Raw genomic sequence first — 22,672 nt, 5'->3', positions numbered from 1 at the left:
CTGACCGCCGTCGGCTAGCGGCTCCAGCCCGCTCGCCTTCGCCTGGCGACGCCGGGGCCTCAGCACTCCCGCCGGAACCAGCCGAAACACCGTTTTCCCGGCACGCCTCCAGGTCCCGGTCCCGTGCCTCAGCGGTGGCCGGGCTCACTCCAGTGGCAAGGCTCACCGCCGAACCCGCCCCGCCCGGGTGACCGCCCCGGTCCGGCGGCCGAGACCGCTCCGCCGCACCGGCCTCCGCACCACCGGTCAGCTCCCCCGGACCAGCCGCGGCCCGAACTCCCGCGGCGCCCTCAGCCGTTCCGAACCCGGTCCCGAACCACTCCCGCTCGTTCTCGCCCATCGCCCAGCCTCCGTTCCTCCGCGAGGCCCCGGACTGGTTCCGGGAATCGCCTCGGGAACAAACGGTAGGAAGCACCACCGACAATTTCGCCCGCCCGCGCTCCGCGGCAGGCTCAGACTCGACCCAATCGGCTGACGAGCACCGCCGAAGCCACCGGGTGCGCGCCGCCCGCGCGGACCGAATCCGCCACCGCCCGGTCGGACGTCGCGACGACCATCGGACGGCCCTTCGGCTCGGCCGCGACCAGAGACCGGATCACGTCGTCGGCGAGCACGCCACGCTCGGAAAACAGCACTCGGACGCCGCGCGGCACCGCGGCGGGCACGGACAGCACGCCTGCCCCATCGAACACCACCGTGACCTCCGCCGACGTCCGCGCCGCCAGCGCCGAAAGCTGATGCACCAGCCGGTCCCGCTGATCGGCCAGCGCCAGCTCCGGGTAACCCGTTTTGGTGACGTTGTAGCCATCGACGATGAGATGGACGTTGGGCAGCGCCAGATGCCGGTCGAGCGCCGTGACATCCTGGATCCGCCCGCCCGGGCCGAGCCCGGACCGCGCACCGCTCACCAGGTCGGCGGGCCGCGTGCCCCGGTCGCCCCGGTCGCCCAAAGCGAGTTCGCGGCGCAGGCCGTGCACGGCGCCGTCGATGGTGTCCACCAGCAGCGCCAGCCGGACCTCGTCGGCCTCCCTGGCCTCGCGCGCCGACTGCCGGGCCATCTCCGCTTCCGCGACCGCCCGTTCGGCACGGGTGCGTTCCGCGGCGACCCGGCGGCGTTCCCGCTCGAGCTGCGCGTTCAGCATCTCGATCTCGCGTTCCCGCGTCGCGCCCCCGGCGGCCAGCTCGGCCCGCGCCGCCTCGGCCGCGTCCTTCGCCTGCCGCAGCAGCACCCCCTGCTCGCGCAGCCGGCGCAGCAGCTTCTCGACCTCGGCCTCGCGTTCGCCGCGCGCGCTCTCGACGGCTCCGCGCGCCTCTTCCAGCTCGACCCGCAATTCGGCGATCTCGGCTTCCAGCCGCTGGTTCCGGGCCAGCACCGCGTCCCGCTCAGCGCGCAACGCGGTTTCTTCAGCGTTCTTCGCGACCAACCGCACGCGGCCGGCCGCACCGGATTCGCCGAGCAGCACCGCGGCGGCGGCAGCGGCGACGGAATCCGAAACGTTCGGGTCCAGCGCGTCGGTCCGGTGCTCGCGCAGCCATTCCAGGACCGCGGTCCGGAACTGCGCGGAGTCCCCCAGCGCCGTCAGCAGCGCGGTGCCGCCGAGCTTCGCGCGCTTGGCCGGGGCGAACTTCGCGACCGGCCGCAGCTGCCGCGGCACGTCCGCGACCGGCAGTTTCGCGACCGCGGCCGCGGCCAGTTCGGCGATCCGCTCGCGCACCGCCTCCGGCAGGCTCGTCCACGTCGCCGGTTCCGGACACGTCCCCGCTTCCGGGACCTCGGCGTCCTCCCCCGCCCGCGCCGGAACCGCCGAGGGGCCGACGGCCTCCGCGGCTTCTTCCGGTTCGACGGGCTGGGGGTGCATTGGTCCAGGGTAGGCCCCGCCGCCGGATCCCGCGCCGCACCGGGCCGTTCCGCTGGTCACCATCGGGCCGCGGGCGGCGGGCGCGAAGATTGTCGGTGGTCGGTCCTACTGTGCGCGATCATGGAGACGCGACCGCGGCCGCAGCAGGCTCAGCTGGCGTTCGACGAGCTCGGCACCCCGCTGCGGGACACCACGTTCGTGGTGTTCGACCTCGAGACCACCGGCACCAAACCCGGCCCGGACGGGATCACCGAGATCGGCGCGGTCAAGGTCCGCGCCGGACAGGTGCTGGGCGAGTTCGCGACCCTGGTCAACCCGGGCTCGCCGATCCCGCCGCAGATCGTCGAGCTGACCGGGATCACCCAGGCGATGGTCTACGACGCGCCGCGGATCGACCGCGTGCTGCCCGCGTTCCTGGAGTTCATCTCGGGTGCCGTGCTGGTCGCGCACAACTCCGGCTTCGACACCAGCTTCATGAAGGCCGCTTGCGAGGGGCACGGCTACGTCTGGCCGCGCCCCACCGTCGTCTGCACGGTGAAGCTCGCGCGCCGCGTGATCCCGCGGGAAGAAGCGCGCAGCTACCGGTTGTCGTCGCTGTCCATGCTGCTCGGCGCGCGCACCCGGCCGACGCACCGCGCGCTCGACGACGCCCGCGCCACGACCGACGTCCTGCACGCGTTGCTGGAGCGGGTCGGCAACCTCGGCGTGCACACCGTCGAGGAACTGATCGACTACCTCCCGGACGTCACGCCAGCCCAGCGCCGCAAGCGAAACCTCGCCGCCGACCTTCCCTCCCGGCCCGGCGTGTACCTCTTCAAGGGACCGCGCGACGAAGTGCTGTACGTAGGCACCGCGCGGGACCTGAGACGGCGCGTGCGGACTTATTTCACCGGTTCCGAGAGCAGGGGCCGGATCCGGGAAATGGTCGCGCTGGCGGAGCGGGTGGACGCTATCGAGTGCGCGCATTCCCTCGAAGCCGAGATCCGCGAGCTGCGGTTGATCGCCGCACACCGGCCTGCCTACAACCGGCGCTCGAAAAACCCGCACCACGCCTGGTGGATCAGCCTCACCGACGAGGCTTTCCCCCGGCTCTCCGTGGTCCGCCTGCCGCGCTCGGGCACGCTCGGGCCGTTCCGGAGCCAAGCCGACGCCCGCACCGCCGCCGAAACCCTCGCCGACGCCTCCGGTCTGCGCACCTGCACGCAGCGCATCTCCGCCACCAAGGCGTCCGGCACGCCGTGTGTCCTGGCGGAACTCGGCCGCTGCGGAGCGCCGTGCGCGGGCAGGCAAACCGTCGCCGAGTACTCCCCCGCAGTGGAAGCCGCTCGCGGGCTCATCGCCGGCCACGACGGCCGTCCGCTGCACCTGGCCGCGGCGAGGCTGGAGGAGATGGCGGAGCGAAGGCATTACGAACAAGCCGCCCGGCACCGCGACGAACTGGCCGGATTGGTCCGTGCCGTCGGCCGCGCGCACCGCCAGGCCGCGCTCGCGTCGGTCGCGGAACTCATCGCCGCGGCTCCGGACGGCAACGGCGGTTGGGAGCTGTCAGTCATCCGCTACGGCAGGCTCGCCTCCGCCGGGGTCGCCCGCCGCGGGGTCCCGCCGATGCCGGTGGTCGAATCCCTGGTCGCCGCTGGGGAAACGGTGCTGCCCGGCGACGGTCCGCTGCGGGGCGCTCCTGGCGAGGAGGTCGGGATCCTGCTGCGCTGGCTCGCCCGGCCGGGCACCCGGCTCGTCCGCACCACCCGGCCGTGGGCGGAGCCCGCCGCCGTCGCGGGCTGGCAATCCTGGCTCGCCCGGGTCGCGGACGCCCGGTCTCTCGAACATGTCGCGGGCTGAGCCGCCCCGCAGCGGCGTGCGCGGGCGCGTTCCCGGCTACGATCGCGCTCGACGAGTCACCGCCAGCAAGTGGGAGGAACCCTGTGATCACGGCGATCGTGCTGATCAACGTAGAGGCCGAGGAAATCCCGCAGGCCGCGCAGACGATCGCGGACCTCGACCAGGTGTCCGAGGTCTACTCGTGCGCCGGGGACGTCGACCTTATCGCCACCGTGCGCGTGCAGGCCCACGAAGACCTCGCCGACCTCATCCCGGGCCGGATCGGCAAGGTCCGCGGCGTGCTCGACACCGTCACCCACATCGCGTTCCGGTCCTACTCGCGCGCCGACACCGACTCCGCGTTCGAGATCGGCGTCGAAGGGGCCTGAGAATTGTCGTGCCCCCGGGCTAGCGTCGGGGCATGACGACGCTCCAGCTGGTCGAGGTCACCAGCGACAACGTGGCCTCGGCCTGCGATCCGGCGGTGGCTCCGCAGTCGCCCGCTCGCTGGCCGAGGCCTACACCCAGCCGGACATTGCCTGGCCGAGGCTGGCCTACGCCGGAGACGACCTCGTCGGCTTCGTCATGGCCGCCTTCGATCCGGACTGTCCCATCGACTGCTTCCGCTGCGGCGTCTGGCGGCTGAACATCGCCGCCGAGTACCAGAAAAAGGGCTCCGGGACGTTCGCCGTCGAAGCGGTGCTGGCCGAAGCCCGCCGTCGCGGCGCCGACTCGGCGACGGTGCTCTGGGTGCCCGGCGAGCACACTCCGGAACCGTTCTACTCGCGGCGGGGATTCGAGCCCACCGGCCAAATTCACGAGGGCGAGGTCGTCGCCCGCATCCGGCTCTGAAACCCCTCCGGCCGCGCTACCGTATTTCGCATGACGACCCTGCGACTGGTCGAAGTCACGGTCGACAATGTGGAAGACGCCTGCGAGCTGAAAGTGGCGAAACACCAACGGGACTACGTAGCCCCGGTCGCCTATTCGCTCGCCGAAGCCTACGCCCAGTACGACATCGCCTGGCCGAGGCTGATCTACGCCGGGAAGAAACTCGTCGGCTTCGTGATGGCCGCCTGGGACCCGGACAACCCCACCGCCTACTACCGCAGCTACCTCTGGCGGCTGAACATCGCCGCCAAGCACCAGAAAAAAGGCTACGGCCGGTTCGCGGTCGAAGCGGTGCTGGCCGAAGCACGCCGCCGCGACGCCGAATCCGTGACGGTCAGCTGGATGCCGGGCAAGCACAGCCCCGGCCCCTTCTACCAGCGACTGGGCTTCCAGCCGACCGGCGAAATGGACGACGACGAAATCGTCGCCCGCATCCAGCTCTAACAGCCGGAAGGCCCCTCCCTCGCGACGAGGAAGGGGCCTTCCGGCGATATCAGGACTAGCGGCTCAGTGCCCGGACCCGACCTCGGTGGTCGATTCCTCGGAACCTTCGAGCTTCCCGTGCCCGGCCCCGTGGCCGTTGCCGCGAGCGCGCTCGAGCGCCTTCGTCTCTTCCGCCGGGTCCGGCGTCCAGAACGAACCCGGGACGGCGGTGCCCGCGGTGCCGAGCTTGTTCATCTTCTTCGGCACGGCCGCGCCCTGGTACTCGAGCGGGATCGCGTGGCCGTGGCTGTCCGTGCCGGCCAGCGGCTGGTGGATCTCGATGAACTCGCCGTGCGGCAGCCGCTTGATGATGCCGGTCTCCACGCCGTGCTCCAGCACCTCCCGGTCGGACCGCTGCAGGCCGAGGCAGATCCGGTAGGTGAAGTAGTACGCCAGCGGCGGCACGATCAGCACGCCGATGCGCCCGGCCCACGTCGTCGCGTTCAGCGAGATGTCGAACTGGTCGGCGATGATGTCGTTGAAGCCGGACAGCTCGATCACCGCGAAGAACCCGAGCGCCATCATGCCCAGCGCGGTGCGGACCGGTGCGTCGCGCGGCCGCTGGAGCAGGTTGTGGTGCGCGTTGTCCTTGGACAGCTTGCGCTCCAGGAACGGATACGTCAGCAGCAGCGCGAACAGGATCGGCATGCCGATCGCGCCGGGGAAGAACACCGCCGGGATCGTGTAGTTCCCGAGGTAGACCTCCCAGGCAGGCCAGATCCGGAGCATGCCGTCTGCCCAGGCCATGTAGAAGTCCGGCTGGGACCCCGCGGACACCATCGACGGGTTGTACGGCCCGAAGTTCCACACCGGGTTGATCTGGAACAGGCCGGACATCAGCGCCAGCACGCCCACGACCAGGGTGAAGAACGCGCCGCCCTTGAGGGCGAAGTACGGCATGATCCGCACGCCGACGACGTTGGTCTCCTTGCGCCGCACACCGGGGAACTGGGTGTGCTTCTGGTACCAGACCAGCGCGAGGTGCGCGCCGATCAGCGCCAGCATGATTCCCGGGACCAGCAGGATGTGCAGCGTGTAGAGGCGCGGGATGATCTGGTCGCCGGGGAACTCCCCGCCGAACAGCGCCCAGTGGATCCAGGTGCCGACCACCGGCACCGACAGCACGATGCCGGACAGGGTGGCGCGGATACCGGTGCCGGACAGCAGGTCGTCCGGGAGCGAGTAGCCGAAGAAGCCCTCGAACATGCCCAGGATCAGCAGCAGGCCGCCGATGACCCAGTTCGCTTCGCGCGGCTTGCGGAACGCGCCGGTGAAGAAGATCCGGAGCATGTGCACCATCATCGACGCGACGAAGATCAGCGCCGCCCAGTGGTGCAGCTGCCGCACGAACAGGCCGCCGCGCACGTCGAACGAGATGTCCAGCGTCGTCTTGAACGCCTGGGACATCTGCATGCCCTGCATGTTCGTGAAGCTGCCGTGATAGGTGACCTCCTGCATGGAGGGGTCGAAGAACAGCGTCAGGTACACCCCGGACAGCAGGATGACGATGAAGCTGTACAGCGCGATCTCGCCCAGCAGGAAGGACCAGTGGGTCGGGAACACCTTGTTCATCTGGTGCCGCAGGCCCTTGGCCAGCTTGTACCGCTGGTCCGCGTTGTCCGCGGCCTCGCCCAGGTGCTTCTGGAGTGCGCTCGTGCCCTTGGTCGGCGTGGTGAGTGAACTCATGACTTACGCTCCCAGAAGGCCGGTCCGATGGCCTCGTTGAAGTCGCCCTTCGCGATCAAGTATCCCTCTTCGTCAACCGTGATCGGAAGCTGGGCCAAGGGACGGGTCGCCGGGCCGAAGATCGGCTTCGCGTAGTGCAGGGCGTCGAACTGCGACTGGTGGCACGGGCAGAGAATGCGGTTCGTGCGCTGCTCGTACAGGGAGGTCGGGCAGCCGACGTGGCTGCAGATCTTCGTGTACGCGTAGTAGTCGCCGAAGTTGTAGTCCTCCTGGCCCTTGCGCTTGACCACGCGCGCGGCGTCGGTCGGGCGCAGCCGGATGAGCATGACCGGGTTGTCGACCCGCATCAGGGCGGCGGCCAGTTTCTTCTCGTCGCCCTTCTCCGACTCGCGGTAGGGGAAGACCGTCTCCATCGCGCCCGCGTCGAGGTCCTCGGCCTTGACCAGTGCGACGCCGTTCTTGACGTCCTCTTCGAGGTTGCCGGTGTTGCGGCGCAGGTAGACCTTCTCGCCCGGGAAGTTCGGCAGCCAGCCGGTGTGCCAGAGGCCGTCCTTGTTCTCGGTGTCCTTCCACGGGTCCTTGATGAAGGACGCGATCGGGAGCGCCGCCACCGCGAGGCCGAGCGCTCCCGCGCCGGCGCCGGCGGTGCGCTTGATCAGCGACCGGCGGGCGATGCCGTTGCGGGTCCCGGCGTCGGCCAGGTGCGCCAGGATGGTGGCCCGGTCGACCTCGGCCGAGGGGCCGTCGCTGCGCTGCTGCACCGCGACCTCGTGCGGCACGAACTTCTTGGTGTAGAGGATCACGCCGATGCCGAGCGACAGCACGGCGAGGCCGAGCGTGACGCCGAGCGCCGGGGTGTAGAGGCTGTAGGTCGAGTGCCCGCTCGGGTCGCTCGGGTCCTTGTACTCCCACCACTTCGGCCAGGCCATCACGACCACGAACGCCAGGCCGGCGAGCGCGGACAGGGCGAACCAGAACGCGACGTGGCGCTGGGCGCGCCGCTCCGCGCGGGTGTCCTTGACCGGCCACGGCTCCGGGTACTCGACGATTTCGACGCCGTCGAGCTGACCGCCGAGCTTGAGCAGCTCGTCGCGGTCCATCTCAGCCAGCTCCGCCTCCGAGGGCGGCTTGGGCCCTTCGGCACTCATGCCTTCGATCCAATCCACAGCGTAATGCCGACGAGAGCGGCGATTCCGACGACGAAGGCGATGACGCCTTCGGAGGCGGGGCCGACCCCGCCGAGACCGTTGCCGCCCGGGTCGTTGTTGCCGTCGGACACCGACTTGACGTAGGCGATGATGTCCTTCTTCTCCTCCGGGCTGAGCTGCCGGTCGGAGAATTTCGGCATGTTCTGCGGCCCGGTGAGCATCGCGTCGTAGATCTGCTCCTCGGTGGCCGGGTCGAGCGGCGGCGCGTACTTGCCCGCCGACAGCGCACCGCCGCGGCCGGTGAAGTTGTGGCACGAGGCGCAGTTGAGGCGGAACAGCTCGCCGCCGCGCGCCGGGTCGTTGCCGCGCAGCGCCTCGCCGCGCTCCTCCGGGCGCTGCGCGCCGCCGCCGTGCGCCTGCACGTAGGCGCCGACCGCGTCGATCTCGCTCGGGGTCAGCTTCGGCGGCTTCCGCGCGGCCTGCGCCTCCTGGCGCACCGCGGGCATCCGGCCGGAGGAAGTCTGGAAGTAGACGGCCGCGTCGCCGATGCCGATGAGGCTCGGACCGCGGTCCTTGACGCCCTCGAGGTTCGCGCCGTGGCATTCGATGCAGGTGTTGTTGTAGACCTGCTCGCCCTGGCGCAGCAGCGCCGGGTCGCCCTGTGCCTGCGCGGTCTGCGGTTCCGGGGCGAAGACGGCGTACAGGGCGCCGGCCCCCACCAGGGCGACGCCGAGTGCGAGCACGCCCGCGAGGCGCCTGCGCATCTTCGAGCGCGCGCGGAACCGGCGCTCCGAGGATTTGGTGCTGGTGGTCATCTTGCGGCAACCCTTGCTGTCAGTTCAGGCCGTTTTGTGGTGGGCGGTGCGGAGATCAGGGAAGGATGTAGATCACCGCGAAGAGGCCGACCCACACGATGTCGACGAAGTGCCAGTAGTACGACACGACGATCGCCGAGGTGGCCTGCGCCGGAGTGAACTTGCTGAGCTTGGTGCGGATCAGCAGGAACACGAAGGCGATGAGCCCGCCGATCACGTGCAGGCCGTGGAAACCGGTCGCGAGGTAGAACACCGTGCCGAACGGGCCGGACGGGATGGTGAGGCCCTCTTCGACCAGGTTGTGGTACTCGTTCCCCTGCCCGGCCACGAAGATCGCGCCCATGATCAGCGTCACGATGTACCAGCGGCGCAGGCCGTAGACGTCGCCCCGCTCCGCGGCGAACACGCCGAACTGGCAGGTCAGCGACGACAGCACGAGGATCACCGTGAACGGGATCGCGTACGCGACGTTGAGGTGGAACTCCTCGCCGTGCAGCGGCGGCGGCCAGGACGCCCCGGCCGGGTTCTGCGCCTTGACGGTGAAGAACATGGCGAACAATCCGGCGAAGAACATCAGTTCGCTGGACAGCCACACGACTGTGCCGACGCTGACCATGTTCGGCCGGTTCAGCGAGTGGACCCGCTGGCTGATGGTGGGAGCTGCCGTTGTCACGGATCGCATTATGTCCTCTCGCGACGGCACCCCGCCCGCCGGGTCGGCGGCGGGTCGTGGGAGCTTCGCGTCACACCCGCGCGCGAGACGCGGGCCGGCGGCGGAGGGAGCTACTCGTGAGTTGGCTGGAGAAGCTCCGTGACCTGGTGAGAAGGCCGGAAAAAGCGGTTCTCGACCCGGACGCGCCCGGGCTGCGGGTCGTCGTCTCGGCGTTCGATCCGGCAGTCGCGGACTCGAAAGTGCTCGCCGATTCACCCGGCTGGGCAAGCGAAGCGCCCGCGGTGCTCGTCCATCACCTCCTCCTTCCGGCGGACCGGATCGAAGAGGCGGCGGCGATTCTCGCGCAGGACGGCTACGACCTGCGCGAGCGAAGCCGCGAGGGCGGCCGGGTGCTGGCGCACGCCCGGCGGGTGCAGGTGCTGGACGCCCTGCACTGCGCCCAGGAACGGTCGCGGATGGCCGGGCTGGCGCAGCGGCTCGGCGGCGACGCTCCGGGCTGGGAGGCGTGGCAACCGGGTGACTCGCCCACCGCGTCCGCGTGAGATGCGTCTCGGCGGATACGATCGCGGCTGTTCCACCCGTGACGAGACGGAGGCGTGCTCAATGAGCGAGCAGTCCCAGCGGATCCTGGTGTTCAGCCACAAGGCCGAGGTCCGCGAGGCGATCATGAACGCCGTCGGCAGGCGCCCGGCGGCCGACCTCGGCCGCGTCGAGTGGGTCGAGGCGGCCGGCATCGCCGACGTGCTCGCCGAAATGGACGCGGGCTCGGTCGACCTCGCGATCCTCGACGGCGAGGCGCAGCCGACCGGCGGCATCGGCCTGACCCGCCAGCTCAAGCACGAGATCGACGACTGCCCGCCGATCGTGGTGGCCGTCCGCCGCCGCGACGACCGATGGCTCGCCACCTGGGCGCTGGCCGACGCCGTGCTGGTGCACCCCCTCGACCCGCTGACCGCGGCGGAAACCGTCGCCGGCGTGCTGCGCGCCGGGCGGGTCCCCGCCGTCAACGGCGGCTGAGCCCGGTGGGCGCCACCCCGCACACCTGGCCCGCGCTGCTCACCCGGCTCATCGCGGGCGAGGACCTGTCCGCGGAGGACACGGCGTGGGCGATGGACCAGATCATGTCCGGCAGTGCCGGGCAGGCGCAGATCGGCGGCTTCGCGGTCGCTTTGCGCGCCAAGGGCGAAACGCCCGCGGAGATCTCCGGCATGGCCGACGCGATGCTCGCGCACGCCCGGCGGATCACGCTGAGCCGTCCCGCGGTGGACATCGTCGGCACCGGCGGCGACCGGTCGAACTCGGTCAACATCTCCACGATGGCGACCATCGTCACGGCGGCGGCGGGCGCGCCGGTGGCCAAGCACGGCAACCGGAGCGCGTCGTCGAAGTCCGGCGCGGCCGACGTGCTGGAGACCCTCGGCGTGAAGATCGATCTGCCGCCCGAGGCGGTGCTCGCGTCGCTCGAGGAGATCGGCATCGGGTTCTGCTTCGCGCCCGCGTTCCACCCGGCGTTCCGGCACACCGGCCCGCCGCGGCGCGAACTGGGCGTGCCGACCACGTTCAACCTGCTGGGCCCGCTCACCAACCCGGCGCAGCCGCAGAGTGCGCTGATCGGCTGCGCCTACGCCGACAAAACCCGTGCCCTGGCGGAGATTTTCGCCACGCGCGGGATGTCGGTGCTGGTCGCGCGCGGCGACGACGGGCTGGACGAGATCACCACCACGACGACGACGTCGGTCCTGGTGGTCTCCGGCGGCACGGTGACCGAACGCACGCTCGACCCGCAAGCGCTCGACATCCCGCGCGCGACGGCGGAGGACCTGCGCGGCGGCGACGCCGCGGCGAACGCGGAGGTCGTCCGGGAACTGGTCAGCGGCAAGACCGGCCCGGTGCGCGACGCGGTGGTGCTGAACGCCGCCGCTGCGCTGGCCGCCTTCGCGGGCTTCTCCGAGTCGCTCGAGGACGATCTGGCCGCCGGGCTGGACCGAGCACGCCAGGCCATCGACAGCGGTGCGGCAGCGGCGCTGCTGGACCGGTGGATCGCGTTCTCCTCTGCTAGCCGCTGACCTCGGCGCAGCCAACGTCCGTGAGGGGAACCCTGAGGGACTCCGATTCCCCCAGGGTTCCCCTCACGGACTTCTGCGGAAGGCGGTCCGGTAAGCGCTGGGCGTAGTCGAGCGCAGCCGCGAAAACTGGTGCCGCAACGCCGCCGCCGAGGCATACCCGCAAGCCACCGCGATGTCCTCCACCGAGAGCGAACCTTCCTCCAGCAGCGCCTGGGCCCGGTCGAGGCGACGTTCGGTCAGCCAGCGGTGCGGCGTCGTCCCGGTGGCGGCGGAAAACCGGCGCAGGAACGTCCGCTCCCCCAACCCGCTGCGGCGAGCCAACTCCGCGACGGTGAACGGCTGATCCAGCCTCCGTTCCACCCATTCGAGCGCTTCCGCGACCACCGCGTCGTCCGGCGCGGCCGTGGCTGGCACGGGTGCCTGGACGAATTGCGCCTGCCCGCCGGCGCGATGCGGCGCGGCCACCATCCGCCGCGCCAACGCCGTCGCCGCCGCGACTCCGCGCAACCGCCGCACGAGGTGCAGGCACAGGTCCACCGCCGCCACCGTGCCAGCGCTGGTGAACACGCCGTCGTCGTCCGCGTAGAGCGCCTGCGGGTCCACTTCCGCCGAGGGGAACAACCGGCGGAATTCCGGTTCGTAGATCCAGTGCACCGTGCAACGACGGCCGTCCAAAAGTCCCGCGTAGCCAAGGGAAAACACTCCCGCGCAGAATCCGGCCACCCACGCGCCTCGTTCCCGAGCAGCGCGCAACGCGTCCAGCAACGGCTCTGGCGGCGGTGCGGTCCGCGGTGCTTGTGTCGGCACAATCACCAAATCCGCTGACGCCGCGAAGTCGAGGGCTCGCAGCCCGGCGAGGCCGAATCCGGACCAGCTGGCCACTTCCGCCCCGCCCGGCGAGCACACGCCGAAGTCCCAGCCGGGCATGCCGTCCGCACTGCGGTCGGTGCCGAACACCTCGCACGCGACTCCCAGCTCGAACGGCGAAACCCGGTCCGCGAGCAGTACGGCGACCCGTTCCACGTCCATGCTGCCCAGGATGTCACAAGTTTTGCGGTCCTTGTCATCTCTGACACTGGTTGAACGTCGTCGCGAAGACGAATCTGGGGCGCATGACGAACCCTGAATCCCGCCCGGTCCTGCAGTGGTCCGCGGCGATGGCACTGTCCGGAACGATCGGCGCGGTCGTGCTCGAAAGCGGTGCGGCCGCCCCCGCGGTCGCGTTCGCCCGCTGCCTCGTCGGCGGAGTCCTGCTGGTCGTGTGGTCGCTCGCCCGCGGCTGGTTCCGCGACTGGCGGCCGAGCCGTCGCGACCTGCTGCTCGCCGTCGCCGGCGGTCTGCTGCTGGTCGGCAACTGGGTGCTGCTGTTCGCGTCCTACTCGCTGTCGTCCATCGGCGTCAGCACCGTCGTCTACCACACGCAACCGCTGCTCCTGGTCGGAATGGCGGCGATGTTCCTCGGCGAGAAGGTCGGCCGCTCACACCTCGCGCGAGCGGGCGTGGCGTTCGCCGGAGTGGTGGTGATTTCCCTTTCCGCACAGGGAGATGACGGACAACCCGTACGGCTTGCCGGGATCGCGCTCGCGCTCGGCGCGGCCTTGCTCTACGCCGGCGCGTCCTTCATCGCGAAGCAGCTCAAGCACATCCGGCCGCATCTGCTCGCGGCCGTCCAGTTGACGGTCGGCGCGATCGTGCTCGCACCCGCGCTGATGTTCACGCCGCTGCCGAGCTCGGCTCCAGGACTGCTGTGGCTGCTGCTCCTGGGCACTGTGCACACGGCGGTGATGTACGTGCTGATGTACGCCAGCATCGGCAAGCTGCCGACCACGACGGTGGCGCTGCTGTCCTACCTGTACCCGGTGGTCGCGGTCGTGGTGGACATGCTGGCGTTCGGCCACCGGCTCACCTGGCCCGAAGGCCTCGGAATGCTGGCGGTGCTCGCCGCCGCGCTGGCCCCGCAGCGCACCAAGGCCGATACGCGAGACGCCCGGCCAGGGGTTCCCAGCCGGGCGTCTCGGTGAAGCGGAAAGGCTCAGTCGTGCTCGGGACCGGTGTGGTACTCGAACACCAGCCCGCCGACGGCGATCAGCAGAGCCACGATCGCCATCACGAGCAGCCAGATGTGGAAGAACGCGAGGGCGAGGCCGGCCAGCCCGGCCGCCGCGGCCAGCGCGACCGGCCAGTAGCTGCCCGGGCTGAAGAAGCCCAGCTCGCCGGCGCCGTCGCTGATCTCGGCGTCCTCGCGGTCCTCCGGGCGCTCCTCGATCCGGCGGGACACGAACTGCATGTAGCTGCCGGCGAGGAACGCGAGGCCGCCGGTCAGGAACAGCGCGACGATGCCGACCGGCTCAGCCTTCTGGTCGGTGGTGAAGAGCGCGGTCATGACCCAGTAGACGGCGGTCATGAGGACGGCAAACCCCGCCACCATGTAGAAAATCCGGGCTTCGACCTTCATGGGATTGGTCCCCTGCTCCTTCTGGTTCGCCGTCAGTTGGACGCGGTGCGCGCGGTGCGGTCGGTGTTGAACGGCTTCGTGGTCACCGCGTACGGGCTGCACAGCTCGCCGCAGTTCATCGAAGCCAGCGCCTCGGACGCGGTGTTCGGCTTGCCGGTCTTCGGGTTCGTCTCCGTGCGCAGCTTGAGGTACTGGTCGTACTTGTCCGGGGACAGCGCCCGCACCTCGAAGTTCATCACCGAATGGTACGTCCCGCACAGCTCGGCGCAGCGACCGACGAACGAGCCCTCGCGGTCGATCGAGTTCTGGAACGAGCTGTCCTGGTTGTTCTTCTCCGGGTCCGGCATGACGTCGCGCTTGAAGTTGAACTCCGGGACCCAGAACGAGTGGATGACGTCCGTCGAGCGGAGCCGGTACTCGATCGTCTTGTTCGTCGGCAGCACGAGCAGCGGGATCTCGCCGGAGGAACCGACGGTGCTCACCTGGGTGCCGTCCGGACGCTTGGCGTTGTCGCCCTCGTACTTGAACTCCCAGTTCCACTGGAAGGCGATCACGTCGACGACGACGTCCGGGTTCGGCTTCTTGTCGAGGACCTTGCTCTCGGTCGTCGCGGTGAAGAAGAACAGCACGCAGACCATGATCGTCGGCAGGACGACCGTGAAGATCTCCAGCGGGATGTTGTACTGGAACTGGCGCGGCAGGTCCTCGGGACCCTCGGCGGCCGCGCCCTTCTTCTTGCGGTGGAAGATCGCGGTCCAGAAGATCAGGGCCCACACGATCGCGCCGACGACGAGCGCGGCGATGACCGTCCACGTCCAGAGGGTGCGCATCTGGTCGGCCTGCGGCGTGACGCCCTTCGGCCAGCCGAAGCGGAGGATCTCGTCTCCCGAGCAGCCCGTCGCGGTCAGCGCCACCAGCACGGCCAGCGCGGCGACCCGCCCGACCCGCTTACCCACCGGGGTGCGCTCTGGTTTTCCCACTGCGCCCTGCCCTTTCACCCAACAGGCCCTCTCACACCGGGCCTTCTTCGACCGATCTTCGTGACAGGCGGAGCCTAGCCGAGTTCGCCGCTCCCGCTGACCAAGGGGTAACCAGTTGCGCCACGCGTCACCCGCTTTCCGGGCGAGGCGCCCCGCCCCGGCATACTGGGCCCTTCCCCGGACCGGCCCGACCCTGAGGTGTGTGAGTACACGTGTGCGGCCTGCTTGGACTGATCTGCGCGACCGAAAACGACGCCGCGGACGCCCGCGGCAGCGTCGGCGCGGCGATGCGCTGCCAGCGTCACCGCGGCCCTGACGAGCAGGACACCTGGGCCGACGCCGAGGTCGTGTACGGCTTCAACCGGCTCGCCTTCATCGACGTCGACCACGCGCACCAGCCGCTGGTGTGGGGTCCGCCGGAGGCTCCCGGCCGGTACACGCTGAACTTCAACGGCGAGATCTACAACTACCGCGAGCTGCGCGACGAGCTGGCCGAAAAATTCGGTGCGAAATTCGCCACTGAGGGCGACGGCGAGGCGATCGTCGCGGCTTATCACTATCTCGGGGACAAAGCGGTCGAAAAGCTGCGCGGCATGTTCGCGTTCCTGATCTGGGATTCCGCGGAAAAGGTCGTTTTCGGCGCGCGCGACCCGTTCGGCATCAAACCGCTCTACTACAGCGCCGGCCCGAAGGGCACCGCGTTCTCCAGCGAGAAGAAGAGCCTGCTGGAGCTGTCGGACACGCTCGGCGTCGCGCAGGAGCTGGACCGCACGGCCCTCCAGCACTACCTGGTCCTGCAGTACGTGCCGGAGCCGGAGTCGCTGCACACCGCGATCCGCCGCGTCGAGTCCGGCACGTCGTTCCGGCTCTCGCCGGGCGGGAAGCCCGAGTTCACCCGCTACTTCCACCCGAAGTTCGCCGCGAAGCCGGTGAACGGCCCGGCCGAGGCGGAAGCGCTGTACGAGCGCATCGCCGACGTGATGCGCGATTCGGTCGGCAAGCACATGATCTCCGACCCGGACGTCACGGTCGGCGCGTTCCTCTCCGGCGGCATCGACTCCACCGCGACCGCGACGCTCGCCAAGGAGCACAACCCGAACCTCATCGCCTTCACCACCGGCTTCGAGCGCGAGGGCTACTCCGAGGTCGACGTCGCCGCGGAATCAGCCGCGGCGATCGGCGTGAAGCACGTGGTCCGCACGGTGTCGGCGGACGAGATGATGGAGGCGCTGCCGCTCATCGTCTGGTACCTGGACGACCCGGTCGCCGACCCGGCGCTGGTCCCGCTGTGGTTCATCGCCCGCGAAGCCCGCAAGCACGTGAAGGCGGTGCTGTCCGGCGAAGGCGCGGACGAGCTGTTCGGCGGCTACACGATCTACGGCGAGCCGATTTCGCTGGCCCCGTTCGAGAAGATCCCCGGCAGCGTGCGCAAGCTGCTGGGCAAGGTGTCCACGAAGATCCCCGAGGGCACCCGGGGCAAGGACCTGCTGCGCCGCGGCGCGCTTCCGCTGGAAGACCGCTACTACGGCAACGCCCGCAACTTCCGCGACGAGCAGCTGCGCGCCGTGCTGCGGACGTACCAGGAAGGCGTCGGCTTCAAGGACGTCACCGCCCCTTGGTATGACGTGTCCCGCGGCTGGGACCCGGTGGCCCGCATGCAGCACGTCGACCTCTACACCTGGCTGCGCGGCGACATCCTGGTCAAGGCGGACAAGGTCACCATGGCGAACTCGCTGGAACTGCGGGTGCCGTTCCTGGACGCCGAGGTGTTCAAGGTCGCCGCTTCGATCCCGCTGGACCAGAAGCTCGCGCACGGCACCACGAAGTACGCGTTGCGCCAGGCGCTGGCGAAAATCATCCCCGGCCACGTCCTGAACCGGAAGAAGCTGGGCTTCCCGGTGCCGATCCGGCTGTGGCTGCGCAACGAGATGTACGACTGGGCCCGCGGCATCATCAACGACTCGAAGACCGACGAGCTCCTGGACAAGAACGCCGTCCTGCGCCTGCTCGACGAGCACAAGGAAGGCCAGCTGGACCGCAGCCGCCAGCTGTGGGCGCTGCTGGTCTTCATGCTGTGGCACGGCATCTTCGTGGAACACCGCATCAAGCCGGAAATCCCGGAACCGGTCTACCCGGTCAAACTCTGAACCGTCCGTGCGGGGAACTCTGATTCCCTCAGAGTTCCCCGCACGACGTCACAACGGCCGTCGAGGTCCTCCGCCGACGCGGGGCGCGACGTCGCCGCCAGGCAAAACCGCCGAGATCTCCTCAGCGGCCTCCGGCCCGAACGCCTCTCCCAGCCGCGCCAGCCCGTCCGCGCGATCCAGCCGCCACTCCTGCGTTCCTACGGTCTCCAGCACCAGAACCGCGATCAAACACCCCAGCTGCGCCGCGCGCTCCAAGCTGAGCCCGCCGTCGATCGCCGCCAGGAACCCGGCCCGGAACCCGTCCCCGACCCCGGTCGGATCAGCCTTCCCCCGCTCCTGCACCGCCCCGATCTGCAACGCGGTCCCGTCGCGGCCGACGATCTCCACGCCCTTCTCCCCGAGCGTGGTGATCCGCAGCCCGACGCGCTCCAGCACGTCCGCCTCGGTCCACCCGGTCTTCTGCAGCAGCAACTCCCACTCGTAGTCGTTGCTGAACAGGTACTTCGCCCCCTCGACGAACGACCGCACCTGCGCCCCGTCCATCCGGGCCAGCTGCTGCGAGGGATCGACCGCGAACGTGTACCCGCGCTGACGGCATTCCTGCGCGTGCCGGACCATTCCCTCCGGGTCGTCCGGGCTGATCAGCACCAGTCCGAGGCCGCCGACGCGGTCGGCGATCGGGCCCATCTCGATGTTGCGGGATTCGGCCATCGCGCCGGCGTAGAACGTCGCGATCTGGCACATGTCGTCGTCGGTGGTGCACACGAAGCGCGCGGTGTGCGCGACCTCGGACACCAGCACGCCCGAGGTGTCGACACCGTGCCGCTGCAGCCACGACTGGTAGTCCGCCCAGTCCTGGCCCACGGCTCCGACGAGCACCGGCCGCACGCCGAGCACGCCGAGACCGAACGCGATGTTCGCGCCGATGCCGCCGCGGCGCACGACGAGGTCGTCGGCGAGGAAGCTCAACGACACCCGGTGCAGCTGCTCGGCGACGAGCTGTTCGGCGAACCTCCCGGGGAAGTGCATCAGATGGTCCGTCGCGATGCTTCCGGACACGGCGATCCTGGGCTTGTCTGCCACCGGTTCTCCTCACGAGGTGGATGAACTGTCGTTTTCGCGCCCTGACGCAAGTTACCCGCTGGCCATGACCCTTCCGGGTAGTTTCCGCGCCACGTTCCGACACTACCGGCCGGTACCCGTATCCCGTTCGAGTTCGGCTGAATAGCGTGGCTTTCGTGAACCTCGCGACCGAACCGGAAACCCTCGGCGACCTGATCGCCGACTGCGCCGACCTCCCGCCGGCGCTGCAGCCCGAGCGCCCCGCCGACCAGGGCCGGCTGCCCCTGCCGAGGAGGGTCGCGCGGCCGTGGACCGTCGACGACGCCTGCCACGCACAGGTCGCCGACCTCGACGCTTACGTTTAAGCCCGCGAACACGGCAAACGGGCCCCGGCGCACACGCGCTGGGGCCCGTTTGCCTGCTCTGGGCTCAGTGGAAGCTGTCGCCGCAGGCGCAGGAGCCCGTGGCGTTCGGGTTGTCGATCGTGAAGCCCTGCTTCTCGATGGTGTCGACGAAGTCGATCACGGCCTCGGACACGTACGGCGCGCTCATCCGGTCGACCGCGACCCGAAGGCCGTCGAAGTCGCGGAACAGGTCGCCGTCGAGCGTGCGCTCGTCGAAGAACAGCTGGTAGCGCAGGCCAGCACAGCCGCCGGGCTGCACGGCGATGCGCAGGTGCATGTCGTCGCGGCCCTCCTGTTCGAGCAGCGCCTTCGCCTTGGCGGCCGCGGCGTCGGTCAAGGTCACGCCGTGGGTCTCCTCGGCGGTCTCGGCCGGGGCCGCACCGGTCTGCTCAGCGGTCGTCATGGCACTCCCTCTTAGGTCGAACTCGCTGCGGGTACATCTCGTGTCCTAGGCACAACACGCGACTCGCCCGATCTGTTCCCCTCCATCGTCGCATATGGAACGGCCTGGTGAACAAAGCCGTGACGCCTGCAATACCCTGGTGAGGTGAGGTTCCTGCGCCGAAGCACCACTGACCCCGCCGCCGACGAGTCCGCGGCCGAGGCTGCCACTGTCGAATCCCCGGTCGCGAGCAAGGCTTATACGCCGGGCAAGGGCAAGGCGACGCCGAAGCGGCGCGAGGCCGAGGGGCGCAAGCGCGGGCCGGTCGCGCCGCCGCCCACCTCGATGCGCGAGGCGATGAAGCGCAACAAGGAACTGCGCAAGGCCAACCCGGTCAGCAAGGAAGAGCGCCGGGAGGCCGCCCGGCAGCGCCGCGAGCGGATGATGTCCGGCGACGACAAGTACCTGCCGCCGCGCGACAAGGGCCCGGTCAAGGCGTACGTGCGCGACCTGGTCGACTCGCGGCGCAACATCCTCGGCCTGTTCATGCCGCTCGCGATCCTGGTGTTCCTCGCGCTGCTGGTCCCCGCGCCGGCGGTGCAGCAGTACATCACCCTGGTCTGCATGGCGATGCTGCTGGTCATGGCCATCGAGGGCGTCGTGAACGGCCGCAAGATCTCGAAGCTGGTCCGCGAGCGCTTCCCGAAGGAACCGGCGACGGCCAAGCGCGGCGTCGGCTGGTACGCCTTCGTCCGGGCGAGCCAGATCCGCAAGCTGCGGGTCCCGAAGCCGCGGCTCAAGCCGGGCGACCCGATCCCGGACTGAGCCGTGCGGCACACAGGTCGTTAGCCTCGCGAACGAAACGTTTACGCTGTCGGCATGGAGTTTCGACGTCTCGGCCGCAGCGGCCTCAACATCAGTGAGATCTCCTACGGCAACTGGCTGACCCACGGGTCCCAGGTCGAGGAGGACCAGGCGCAGGCCTGCATCAAGGCGGCGCTCGACGCGGGCATCACGACCTTCGACACGGCTGACGTCTACGCCAACACCGCCGCGGAGTCGGTGCTCGGGCGCGGGCTCAAGGGGCAGCGCCGGGAAAGCCTGGAGATCTTCACCAAGGTCTTCTGGCCGACCGGTCCGAAGGGCCCGAACGACAAGGGCCTCTCGCGCAAGCACATCATGGAGTCGGCGAACGCGTCGCTCAAGCGGCTCGGCACCGACTACGTCGACCTGTACCAGGCGCACCGCTTCGACCGCACGGTGCCGCTGGAAGAGACGATGCAGGCGTTCGCCGACCTGGTCCGCCAGGGCAAGGCGCTCTACATCGGCGTCTCGGAGTGGAACGCCGAGCAGATCGCCCGCGGCGCGGCGCTGGCCCGTGAGCTCAAGATCCCGTTCGTGTCGAACCAGCCGCAGTACTCGATGCTGTGGCGGGTCATCGAAGCGCAGGTCGTGCCCGCTTCCGAGCGCGAGGGCCTGAGCCAGATCGTCTGGTCGCCGGTGGCGCAGGGCGTGCTGACCGGCAAGTACAAGGTGGGCCAGCCGCTGCCCGCCGGTTCGCGCGCGACTGACGAGAACGGCGGCGCGAACATGGTGAAGCGGTTCCTCGACGAGAAGACCCTCACCGCGGTCGCGAAGCTGGAGCCGCTGGCGGCCGACGCCGGGCTGACGATGGCGCAGCTGGCCGTCGCGTGGGTGCTGCAGAACCCGAACGTCGCGTCGGCGATCATCGGGGCCTCGCGGCCGGAGCAGGTCTACGACAACGTCAAGGCGGCCGGCGTGAAGCTCGAACCGGAGCTGCTCACCGCGATCGACGAGGCGCTCGGCGACGTCGTGGTCACCGACCCGGCGCTCACCGTTTCCCCCTGACCACCGCGGCAGGGTTCGCCCGGGCGGAAAGTCCGTGCGAACACTGCGGCGGCTACGGCGAAGGCCGCAGCAAGAACCGTTCCGCCACCGCGAGGTCGTGCGGATAGGTGATTTTCACGTTCTCCGCGCTGCCGGGCACCCACCGCACCGGCAGCGCGGAGAACCGCTCCATGCACGAAGCCGTGTCGGTGCCGAGAAATTCTTCCGCGGCAGCCTGTTCGTAAGCCGCGAGCAACGGCCGCGCCCGGAAGCCCTGCGGCGTCTGCACCCGGATCGCGCCGCGCAGCGGGCCGGCCACCGTCTCCGGCCCGGCCATCGAGACCACGTCGTCCGCGGCCAGGCCCGGCACCGCTCCCCCGTCTTCCCGGGTCCGCTCCAGCACCGCGGCGATCAGCTCCGGCTTCACCAGCGGCCGGGCCCCGTCGTGCAGCAGCACGGAATCCACTGTCCCGTCGGCGATCCGCGACGCGAGATGGCGCAGGGCGTTCAGCTCGGACGCCTGCCGCGTCGGGCCGCCGGCGACGATCTCCACCGAAATCGACAGCTCTGCTAGCACCTCTTCGGCCAGCGGCCGGTCCTCGGGCCGGATCACCAGCACCAGCACGCCGATCCCGGGCGCGGCGGCGAACGCGTCCAGCGACCACGCCACTACGCGCCTGCCGGCGACCGGCAGGTACACCTTGTTCAGCGCGGCCCCGACCCGGGTCCCCGCACCACTGGCCAGCACAACCCCGGCCGCCGTCGATTCCCGCACGCCGACCGACCCTAAGGGCCGCTGCCCGGCGGCGGTAGGTTGGGCGCCGGGACGCCCAGCGGCGAAAGGAAACCTGGCTGTGGACACCGGCGAAACGGGCATCGAGTTCGGCGAGATCGAACCGCCGAGCGACCAGGCCCGGTCGGGCGCGATCGCGCTCCACGACAAGCTCGTCAAACCCGCCGGCTCGCTCGGCAGGCTCGAAGAGCTGGGCGTCTGGATCGCGTCGTGCCAGGGCCAGGCGCCGCCGCGGCCGTTCACCCGTCCGCGCGTCGTCGTGTTCGCCGGCGATCACGGCATCGCGAAGAAGGGCGTTTCGGCGTATCCGCGGGAAGTGACGTCGCAGCTCGTCGGGACCATGCTGACCGGCGGCGCGGCGATCAACGTGCTCGCCGCGGCGGCGGGCGCGGGCGTGCGCGTGGTCGACATGGCCGTGGACACCGAGGAATCCGCGATGCGGTCGATCGGCGAGTTCAAGGTGCGCCGCGGATCCGGTTCGATCGACGTCGAGGACGCGCTCACCGACTCGGAGGTGCGGGCCGCGGTCGCCGCGGGCCGGAAGATCGCCGACGCCGAGGTCGACGGCGGCGCGGACCTGCTGATCGCGGGCGATCTCGGGATCGGCAACAGCACCCCGGCGTCGGTGCTGGTCGCGGCACTGACCGGCAGCGAGCCGGTCGCCGTGGTCGGCCGCGGTTCGGGCATCGACGACAACACCTGGATGCGCAAGGCCGCCGCGGTCCGCGACGCGCTGCGCCGGGCCCGCGCGGTGCTGGCCGACCCGCTCGCGCTGCTGCGGACGTCCTCGGGCGCCGACATCGCCGCGATGACGGGATTCCTTGCCCAGGCGGCAGTTCGCCGCACGCCGGTGGTGCTCGACGGGCTGGTGGTCTGCTCCGCCGCGCTCGTCGCCGAAGAACTCGCGCCGGGCGCGCGCCGCTGGTGGATGTCCGGACAGCTCACCGGCGAACCCGCGCACGCGCTCGCCTTGGAGCATCTGGACCTCGGCGCGCTGCTCGACCTCGACGTCCGCCTCGGCGAAGGCACCGGCGCGGTCACCGCGCTGCCGCTGCTGATGATGGCCACCCGCGTGCTCGCGGAAATGACCACGCACGAGCAATCCGGCGTCTCCGGCCCGCTCTCGTCCTGAAAGCCGTGAGGGGAACCCCGGAGTCAGGGT

Annotated in this window: 24 protein-coding genes; 13 read left to right on the top strand and 11 right to left on the bottom strand. The window is 70.1% G+C overall.

Features of this window, described 5'->3' with window-relative positions:
• Nucleotides 1-452: 452 nt before the first annotated feature.
• Nucleotides 453-1,859 (bottom strand): NYN domain-containing protein, encoded by a 1,407-nt coding sequence (locus tag ACZ63D_RS36050; protein WP_465358808.1) that lies wholly within the window; start codon nucleotides 1,857-1,859, stop codon nucleotides 453-455.
• A 120-nt stretch (nucleotides 1,860-1,979) separates the two neighbouring features.
• Between ACZ63D_RS36050 and ACZ63D_RS36045 the strand changes: the two genes are divergently transcribed.
• The 4 genes from ACZ63D_RS36045 (at nucleotide 1,980) to ACZ63D_RS36030 (ending at nucleotide 5,012) form a co-directional block, all read left to right on the top strand.
• Complete coding sequence (locus ACZ63D_RS36045; RefSeq protein WP_465358807.1) at nucleotides 1,980-3,698, top strand: DEDD exonuclease domain-containing protein; 1,719 nt, start codon at nucleotides 1,980-1,982, stop codon at nucleotides 3,696-3,698.
• An 83-nt stretch (nucleotides 3,699-3,781) separates the two neighbouring features.
• On the top strand, nucleotides 3,782-4,066 hold the full coding sequence (locus ACZ63D_RS36040; RefSeq protein ID WP_409182262.1) for an Lrp/AsnC family transcriptional regulator: 285 nt from the start codon (nucleotides 3,782-3,784) through the stop codon (nucleotides 4,064-4,066).
• A gap of 196 nt (nucleotides 4,067-4,262) precedes the next feature.
• On the top strand, nucleotides 4,263-4,529 hold the full coding sequence (locus ACZ63D_RS36035) for a GNAT family N-acetyltransferase (RefSeq protein ID WP_465358806.1): 267 nt from the start codon (nucleotides 4,263-4,265) through the stop codon (nucleotides 4,527-4,529).
• A 30-nt stretch (nucleotides 4,530-4,559) separates the two neighbouring features.
• Nucleotides 4,560-5,012 (top strand): GNAT family N-acetyltransferase, encoded by a 453-nt coding sequence (locus ACZ63D_RS36030; protein WP_465358805.1) that lies wholly within the window; start codon nucleotides 4,560-4,562, stop codon nucleotides 5,010-5,012.
• A 63-nt stretch (nucleotides 5,013-5,075) separates the two neighbouring features.
• Here ACZ63D_RS36030 and qcrB read toward each other — a convergent pair whose 3' ends face one another.
• Genes qcrB through ctaE form a run of 4 tightly spaced genes read right to left on the bottom strand, consistent with a single transcriptional unit; the run spans nucleotide 5,076 to nucleotide 9,382 of the window.
• Entirely contained in the window at nucleotides 5,076-6,737 is a 1,662-nt protein-coding gene (qcrB, locus tag ACZ63D_RS36025; RefSeq protein ID WP_465358804.1) for a cytochrome bc1 complex cytochrome b subunit, read from the bottom strand.
• Nucleotides 6,734-7,885 carry a cytochrome bc1 complex Rieske iron-sulfur subunit gene (qcrA, locus tag ACZ63D_RS36020; RefSeq protein WP_465358803.1) on the bottom strand — a complete coding sequence of 384 codons (1,152 nt, stop codon included), beginning with the start codon at nucleotides 7,883-7,885 and terminating at the stop codon, nucleotides 6,734-6,736. The genes qcrB and qcrA overlap by 4 nt, the downstream gene beginning before the upstream one ends.
• Nucleotides 7,882-8,700: a cytochrome bc1 complex diheme cytochrome c subunit gene (gene qcrC / locus ACZ63D_RS36015; protein WP_465358802.1), complete on the bottom strand. Its 819-nt coding sequence runs from the start codon at nucleotides 8,698-8,700 to the stop codon at nucleotides 7,882-7,884. The genes qcrA and qcrC overlap by 4 nt, the downstream gene beginning before the upstream one ends.
• Nucleotides 8,701-8,755: 55 nt before the next feature.
• Nucleotides 8,756-9,382: an aa3-type cytochrome oxidase subunit III gene (gene ctaE / locus ACZ63D_RS36010; RefSeq protein ID WP_465358801.1), complete on the bottom strand. Its 627-nt coding sequence runs from the start codon at nucleotides 9,380-9,382 to the stop codon at nucleotides 8,756-8,758.
• Nucleotides 9,383-9,489: 107 nt separating this feature from the next.
• Here ctaE and ACZ63D_RS36005 point away from each other — a divergent pair, with 107 nt between their 5' ends.
• From ACZ63D_RS36005 to trpD, 3 genes are all read left to right on the top strand, one after another.
• Nucleotides 9,490-9,915 (top strand): hypothetical protein, encoded by a 426-nt coding sequence (locus ACZ63D_RS36005; RefSeq protein WP_465358800.1) that lies wholly within the window; start codon nucleotides 9,490-9,492, stop codon nucleotides 9,913-9,915.
• 61 nt (nucleotides 9,916-9,976) lie between these two features.
• Nucleotides 9,977-10,390 carry a hypothetical protein gene (locus tag ACZ63D_RS36000; protein WP_009074814.1) on the top strand — a complete coding sequence of 138 codons (414 nt, stop codon included), beginning with the start codon at nucleotides 9,977-9,979 and terminating at the stop codon, nucleotides 10,388-10,390.
• 5 nt (nucleotides 10,391-10,395) lie between these two features.
• Nucleotides 10,396-11,439, top strand: coding sequence for an anthranilate phosphoribosyltransferase (gene trpD / locus ACZ63D_RS35995; protein WP_465358799.1), 1,044 nt, complete (start codon nucleotides 10,396-10,398; stop codon nucleotides 11,437-11,439).
• Between the two features lie 63 nt (nucleotides 11,440-11,502).
• Here trpD and ACZ63D_RS35990 read toward each other — a convergent pair whose 3' ends face one another.
• Nucleotides 11,503-12,468, bottom strand: a complete 966-nt coding sequence (locus ACZ63D_RS35990; protein WP_465358798.1) for a GlxA family transcriptional regulator — start codon at nucleotides 12,466-12,468, stop codon at nucleotides 11,503-11,505.
• An 83-nt stretch (nucleotides 12,469-12,551) separates the two neighbouring features.
• Between ACZ63D_RS35990 and ACZ63D_RS35985 the strand changes: the two genes are divergently transcribed.
• Entirely contained in the window at nucleotides 12,552-13,460 is a 909-nt protein-coding gene (locus ACZ63D_RS35985; RefSeq protein WP_465358797.1) for a DMT family transporter, read from the top strand.
• Between the two features lie 11 nt (nucleotides 13,461-13,471).
• On the opposite strand, the gene ACZ63D_RS35980 is transcribed toward ACZ63D_RS35985, so the two are convergent.
• Entirely contained in the window at nucleotides 13,472-13,894 is a 423-nt protein-coding gene (locus ACZ63D_RS35980; RefSeq protein WP_037809532.1) for a cytochrome c oxidase subunit 4, read from the bottom strand.
• Between the two features lie 32 nt (nucleotides 13,895-13,926).
• Nucleotides 13,927-14,874, bottom strand: a complete 948-nt coding sequence (ctaC, locus tag ACZ63D_RS35975) for an aa3-type cytochrome oxidase subunit II (RefSeq protein ID WP_465358796.1) — start codon at nucleotides 14,872-14,874, stop codon at nucleotides 13,927-13,929.
• Nucleotides 14,875-15,086: 212 nt separating this feature from the next.
• On the opposite strand from ctaC, the gene asnB reads away from it, so the two are divergent.
• Nucleotides 15,087-17,021, top strand: coding sequence for an asparagine synthase (glutamine-hydrolyzing) (asnB, locus tag ACZ63D_RS35970; RefSeq protein WP_465358795.1), 1,935 nt, complete (start codon nucleotides 15,087-15,089; stop codon nucleotides 17,019-17,021).
• Nucleotides 17,022-17,069: 48 nt separating this feature from the next.
• On the opposite strand, the gene ACZ63D_RS35965 is transcribed toward asnB, so the two are convergent.
• Nucleotides 17,070-18,104, bottom strand: coding sequence for a carbohydrate kinase family protein (locus ACZ63D_RS35965; protein ID WP_465358794.1), 1,035 nt, complete (start codon nucleotides 18,102-18,104; stop codon nucleotides 17,070-17,072).
• A gap of 155 nt (nucleotides 18,105-18,259) precedes the next feature.
• Between ACZ63D_RS35965 and ACZ63D_RS35960 the strand changes: the two genes are divergently transcribed.
• On the top strand, nucleotides 18,260-18,448 hold the full coding sequence (locus ACZ63D_RS35960) for a hypothetical protein (RefSeq protein ID WP_465358793.1): 189 nt from the start codon (nucleotides 18,260-18,262) through the stop codon (nucleotides 18,446-18,448).
• A 64-nt stretch (nucleotides 18,449-18,512) separates the two neighbouring features.
• Here ACZ63D_RS35960 and ACZ63D_RS35955 read toward each other — a convergent pair whose 3' ends face one another.
• Nucleotides 18,513-18,890, bottom strand: coding sequence for a HesB/IscA family protein (locus ACZ63D_RS35955; RefSeq protein ID WP_465358792.1), 378 nt, complete (start codon nucleotides 18,888-18,890; stop codon nucleotides 18,513-18,515).
• Between the two features lie 144 nt (nucleotides 18,891-19,034).
• On the opposite strand from ACZ63D_RS35955, the gene ACZ63D_RS35950 reads away from it, so the two are divergent.
• Together ACZ63D_RS35950 and ACZ63D_RS35945 are read left to right on the top strand one after the other, a co-directional pair.
• The gene (locus ACZ63D_RS35950; protein ID WP_465358791.1) at nucleotides 19,035-19,694 is read left to right on the top strand and encodes a DUF3043 domain-containing protein; all 660 of its coding nucleotides are present in this window, start codon (nucleotides 19,035-19,037) and stop codon (nucleotides 19,692-19,694) included.
• A 54-nt stretch (nucleotides 19,695-19,748) separates the two neighbouring features.
• Nucleotides 19,749-20,738: an aldo/keto reductase family protein gene (locus tag ACZ63D_RS35945; RefSeq protein WP_465358790.1), complete on the top strand. Its 990-nt coding sequence runs from the start codon at nucleotides 19,749-19,751 to the stop codon at nucleotides 20,736-20,738.
• 52 nt (nucleotides 20,739-20,790) lie between these two features.
• Here the strand turns inward: ACZ63D_RS35945 and ACZ63D_RS35940 are convergent, their stop codons facing one another.
• On the bottom strand, nucleotides 20,791-21,492 hold the full coding sequence (locus tag ACZ63D_RS35940; RefSeq protein ID WP_465358789.1) for an IspD/TarI family cytidylyltransferase: 702 nt from the start codon (nucleotides 21,490-21,492) through the stop codon (nucleotides 20,791-20,793).
• 79 nt (nucleotides 21,493-21,571) lie between these two features.
• Between ACZ63D_RS35940 and cobT the strand changes: the two genes are divergently transcribed.
• The gene (gene cobT / locus ACZ63D_RS35935) at nucleotides 21,572-22,642 is read left to right on the top strand and encodes a nicotinate-nucleotide--dimethylbenzimidazole phosphoribosyltransferase (protein WP_465358788.1); all 1,071 of its coding nucleotides are present in this window, start codon (nucleotides 21,572-21,574) and stop codon (nucleotides 22,640-22,642) included.
• Nucleotides 22,643-22,672 lie beyond the last annotated feature (30 nt).

The sequence above is a fragment of the Amycolatopsis sp. NPDC104775 genome, assembly GCF_055583325.1.
The sequence above is the reverse complement of the archived record's forward strand: the minus strand, read 5'-3'. Positions and strand labels throughout refer to the sequence as shown.

What these genes read in the sequence shown, in the direction of transcription:
- ACZ63D_RS35980 (WP_037809532.1), bottom strand. Translation starts at nt 13,894, where the DNA reads ATGAAGGTCGAAGCCCGGATTTTCTACATGGTGGCGGGGTTTGCCGTC.
- qcrA (WP_465358803.1), bottom strand. Translation starts at nt 7,885, where the DNA reads ATGAGTGCCGAAGGGCCCAAGCCGCCCTCGGAGGCGGAGCTGGCTGAG.
- ACZ63D_RS35985 (WP_465358797.1), top strand. Translation starts at nt 12,552, where the DNA reads ATGACGAACCCTGAATCCCGCCCGGTCCTGCAGTGGTCCGCGGCGATG.
- qcrC (WP_465358802.1), bottom strand. Translation starts at nt 8,700, where the DNA reads ATGACCACCAGCACCAAATCCTCGGAGCGCCGGTTCCGCGCGCGCTCG.
- ACZ63D_RS36030 (WP_465358805.1), top strand. Translation starts at nt 4,560, where the DNA reads ATGACGACCCTGCGACTGGTCGAAGTCACGGTCGACAATGTGGAAGAC.
- ACZ63D_RS35955 (WP_465358792.1), bottom strand. Translation starts at nt 18,890, where the DNA reads ATGACGACCGCTGAGCAGACCGGTGCGGCCCCGGCCGAGACCGCCGAG.
- ACZ63D_RS35945 (WP_465358790.1), top strand. Translation starts at nt 19,749, where the DNA reads ATGGAGTTTCGACGTCTCGGCCGCAGCGGCCTCAACATCAGTGAGATC.
- ACZ63D_RS36000 (WP_009074814.1), top strand. Translation starts at nt 9,977, where the DNA reads ATGAGCGAGCAGTCCCAGCGGATCCTGGTGTTCAGCCACAAGGCCGAG.
- ACZ63D_RS36050 (WP_465358808.1), bottom strand. Translation starts at nt 1,859, where the DNA reads ATGCACCCCCAGCCCGTCGAACCGGAAGAAGCCGCGGAGGCCGTCGGC.
- ACZ63D_RS36045 (WP_465358807.1), top strand. Translation starts at nt 1,980, where the DNA reads ATGGAGACGCGACCGCGGCCGCAGCAGGCTCAGCTGGCGTTCGACGAG.
- ACZ63D_RS36035 (WP_465358806.1), top strand. Translation starts at nt 4,263, where the DNA reads ATGGCCGCCTTCGATCCGGACTGTCCCATCGACTGCTTCCGCTGCGGC.
- ctaE (WP_465358801.1), bottom strand. Translation starts at nt 9,382, where the DNA reads ATGCGATCCGTGACAACGGCAGCTCCCACCATCAGCCAGCGGGTCCAC.
- ACZ63D_RS35990 (WP_465358798.1), bottom strand. Translation starts at nt 12,468, where the DNA reads ATGGACGTGGAACGGGTCGCCGTACTGCTCGCGGACCGGGTTTCGCCG.
- qcrB (WP_465358804.1), bottom strand. Translation starts at nt 6,737, where the DNA reads ATGAGTTCACTCACCACGCCGACCAAGGGCACGAGCGCACTCCAGAAG.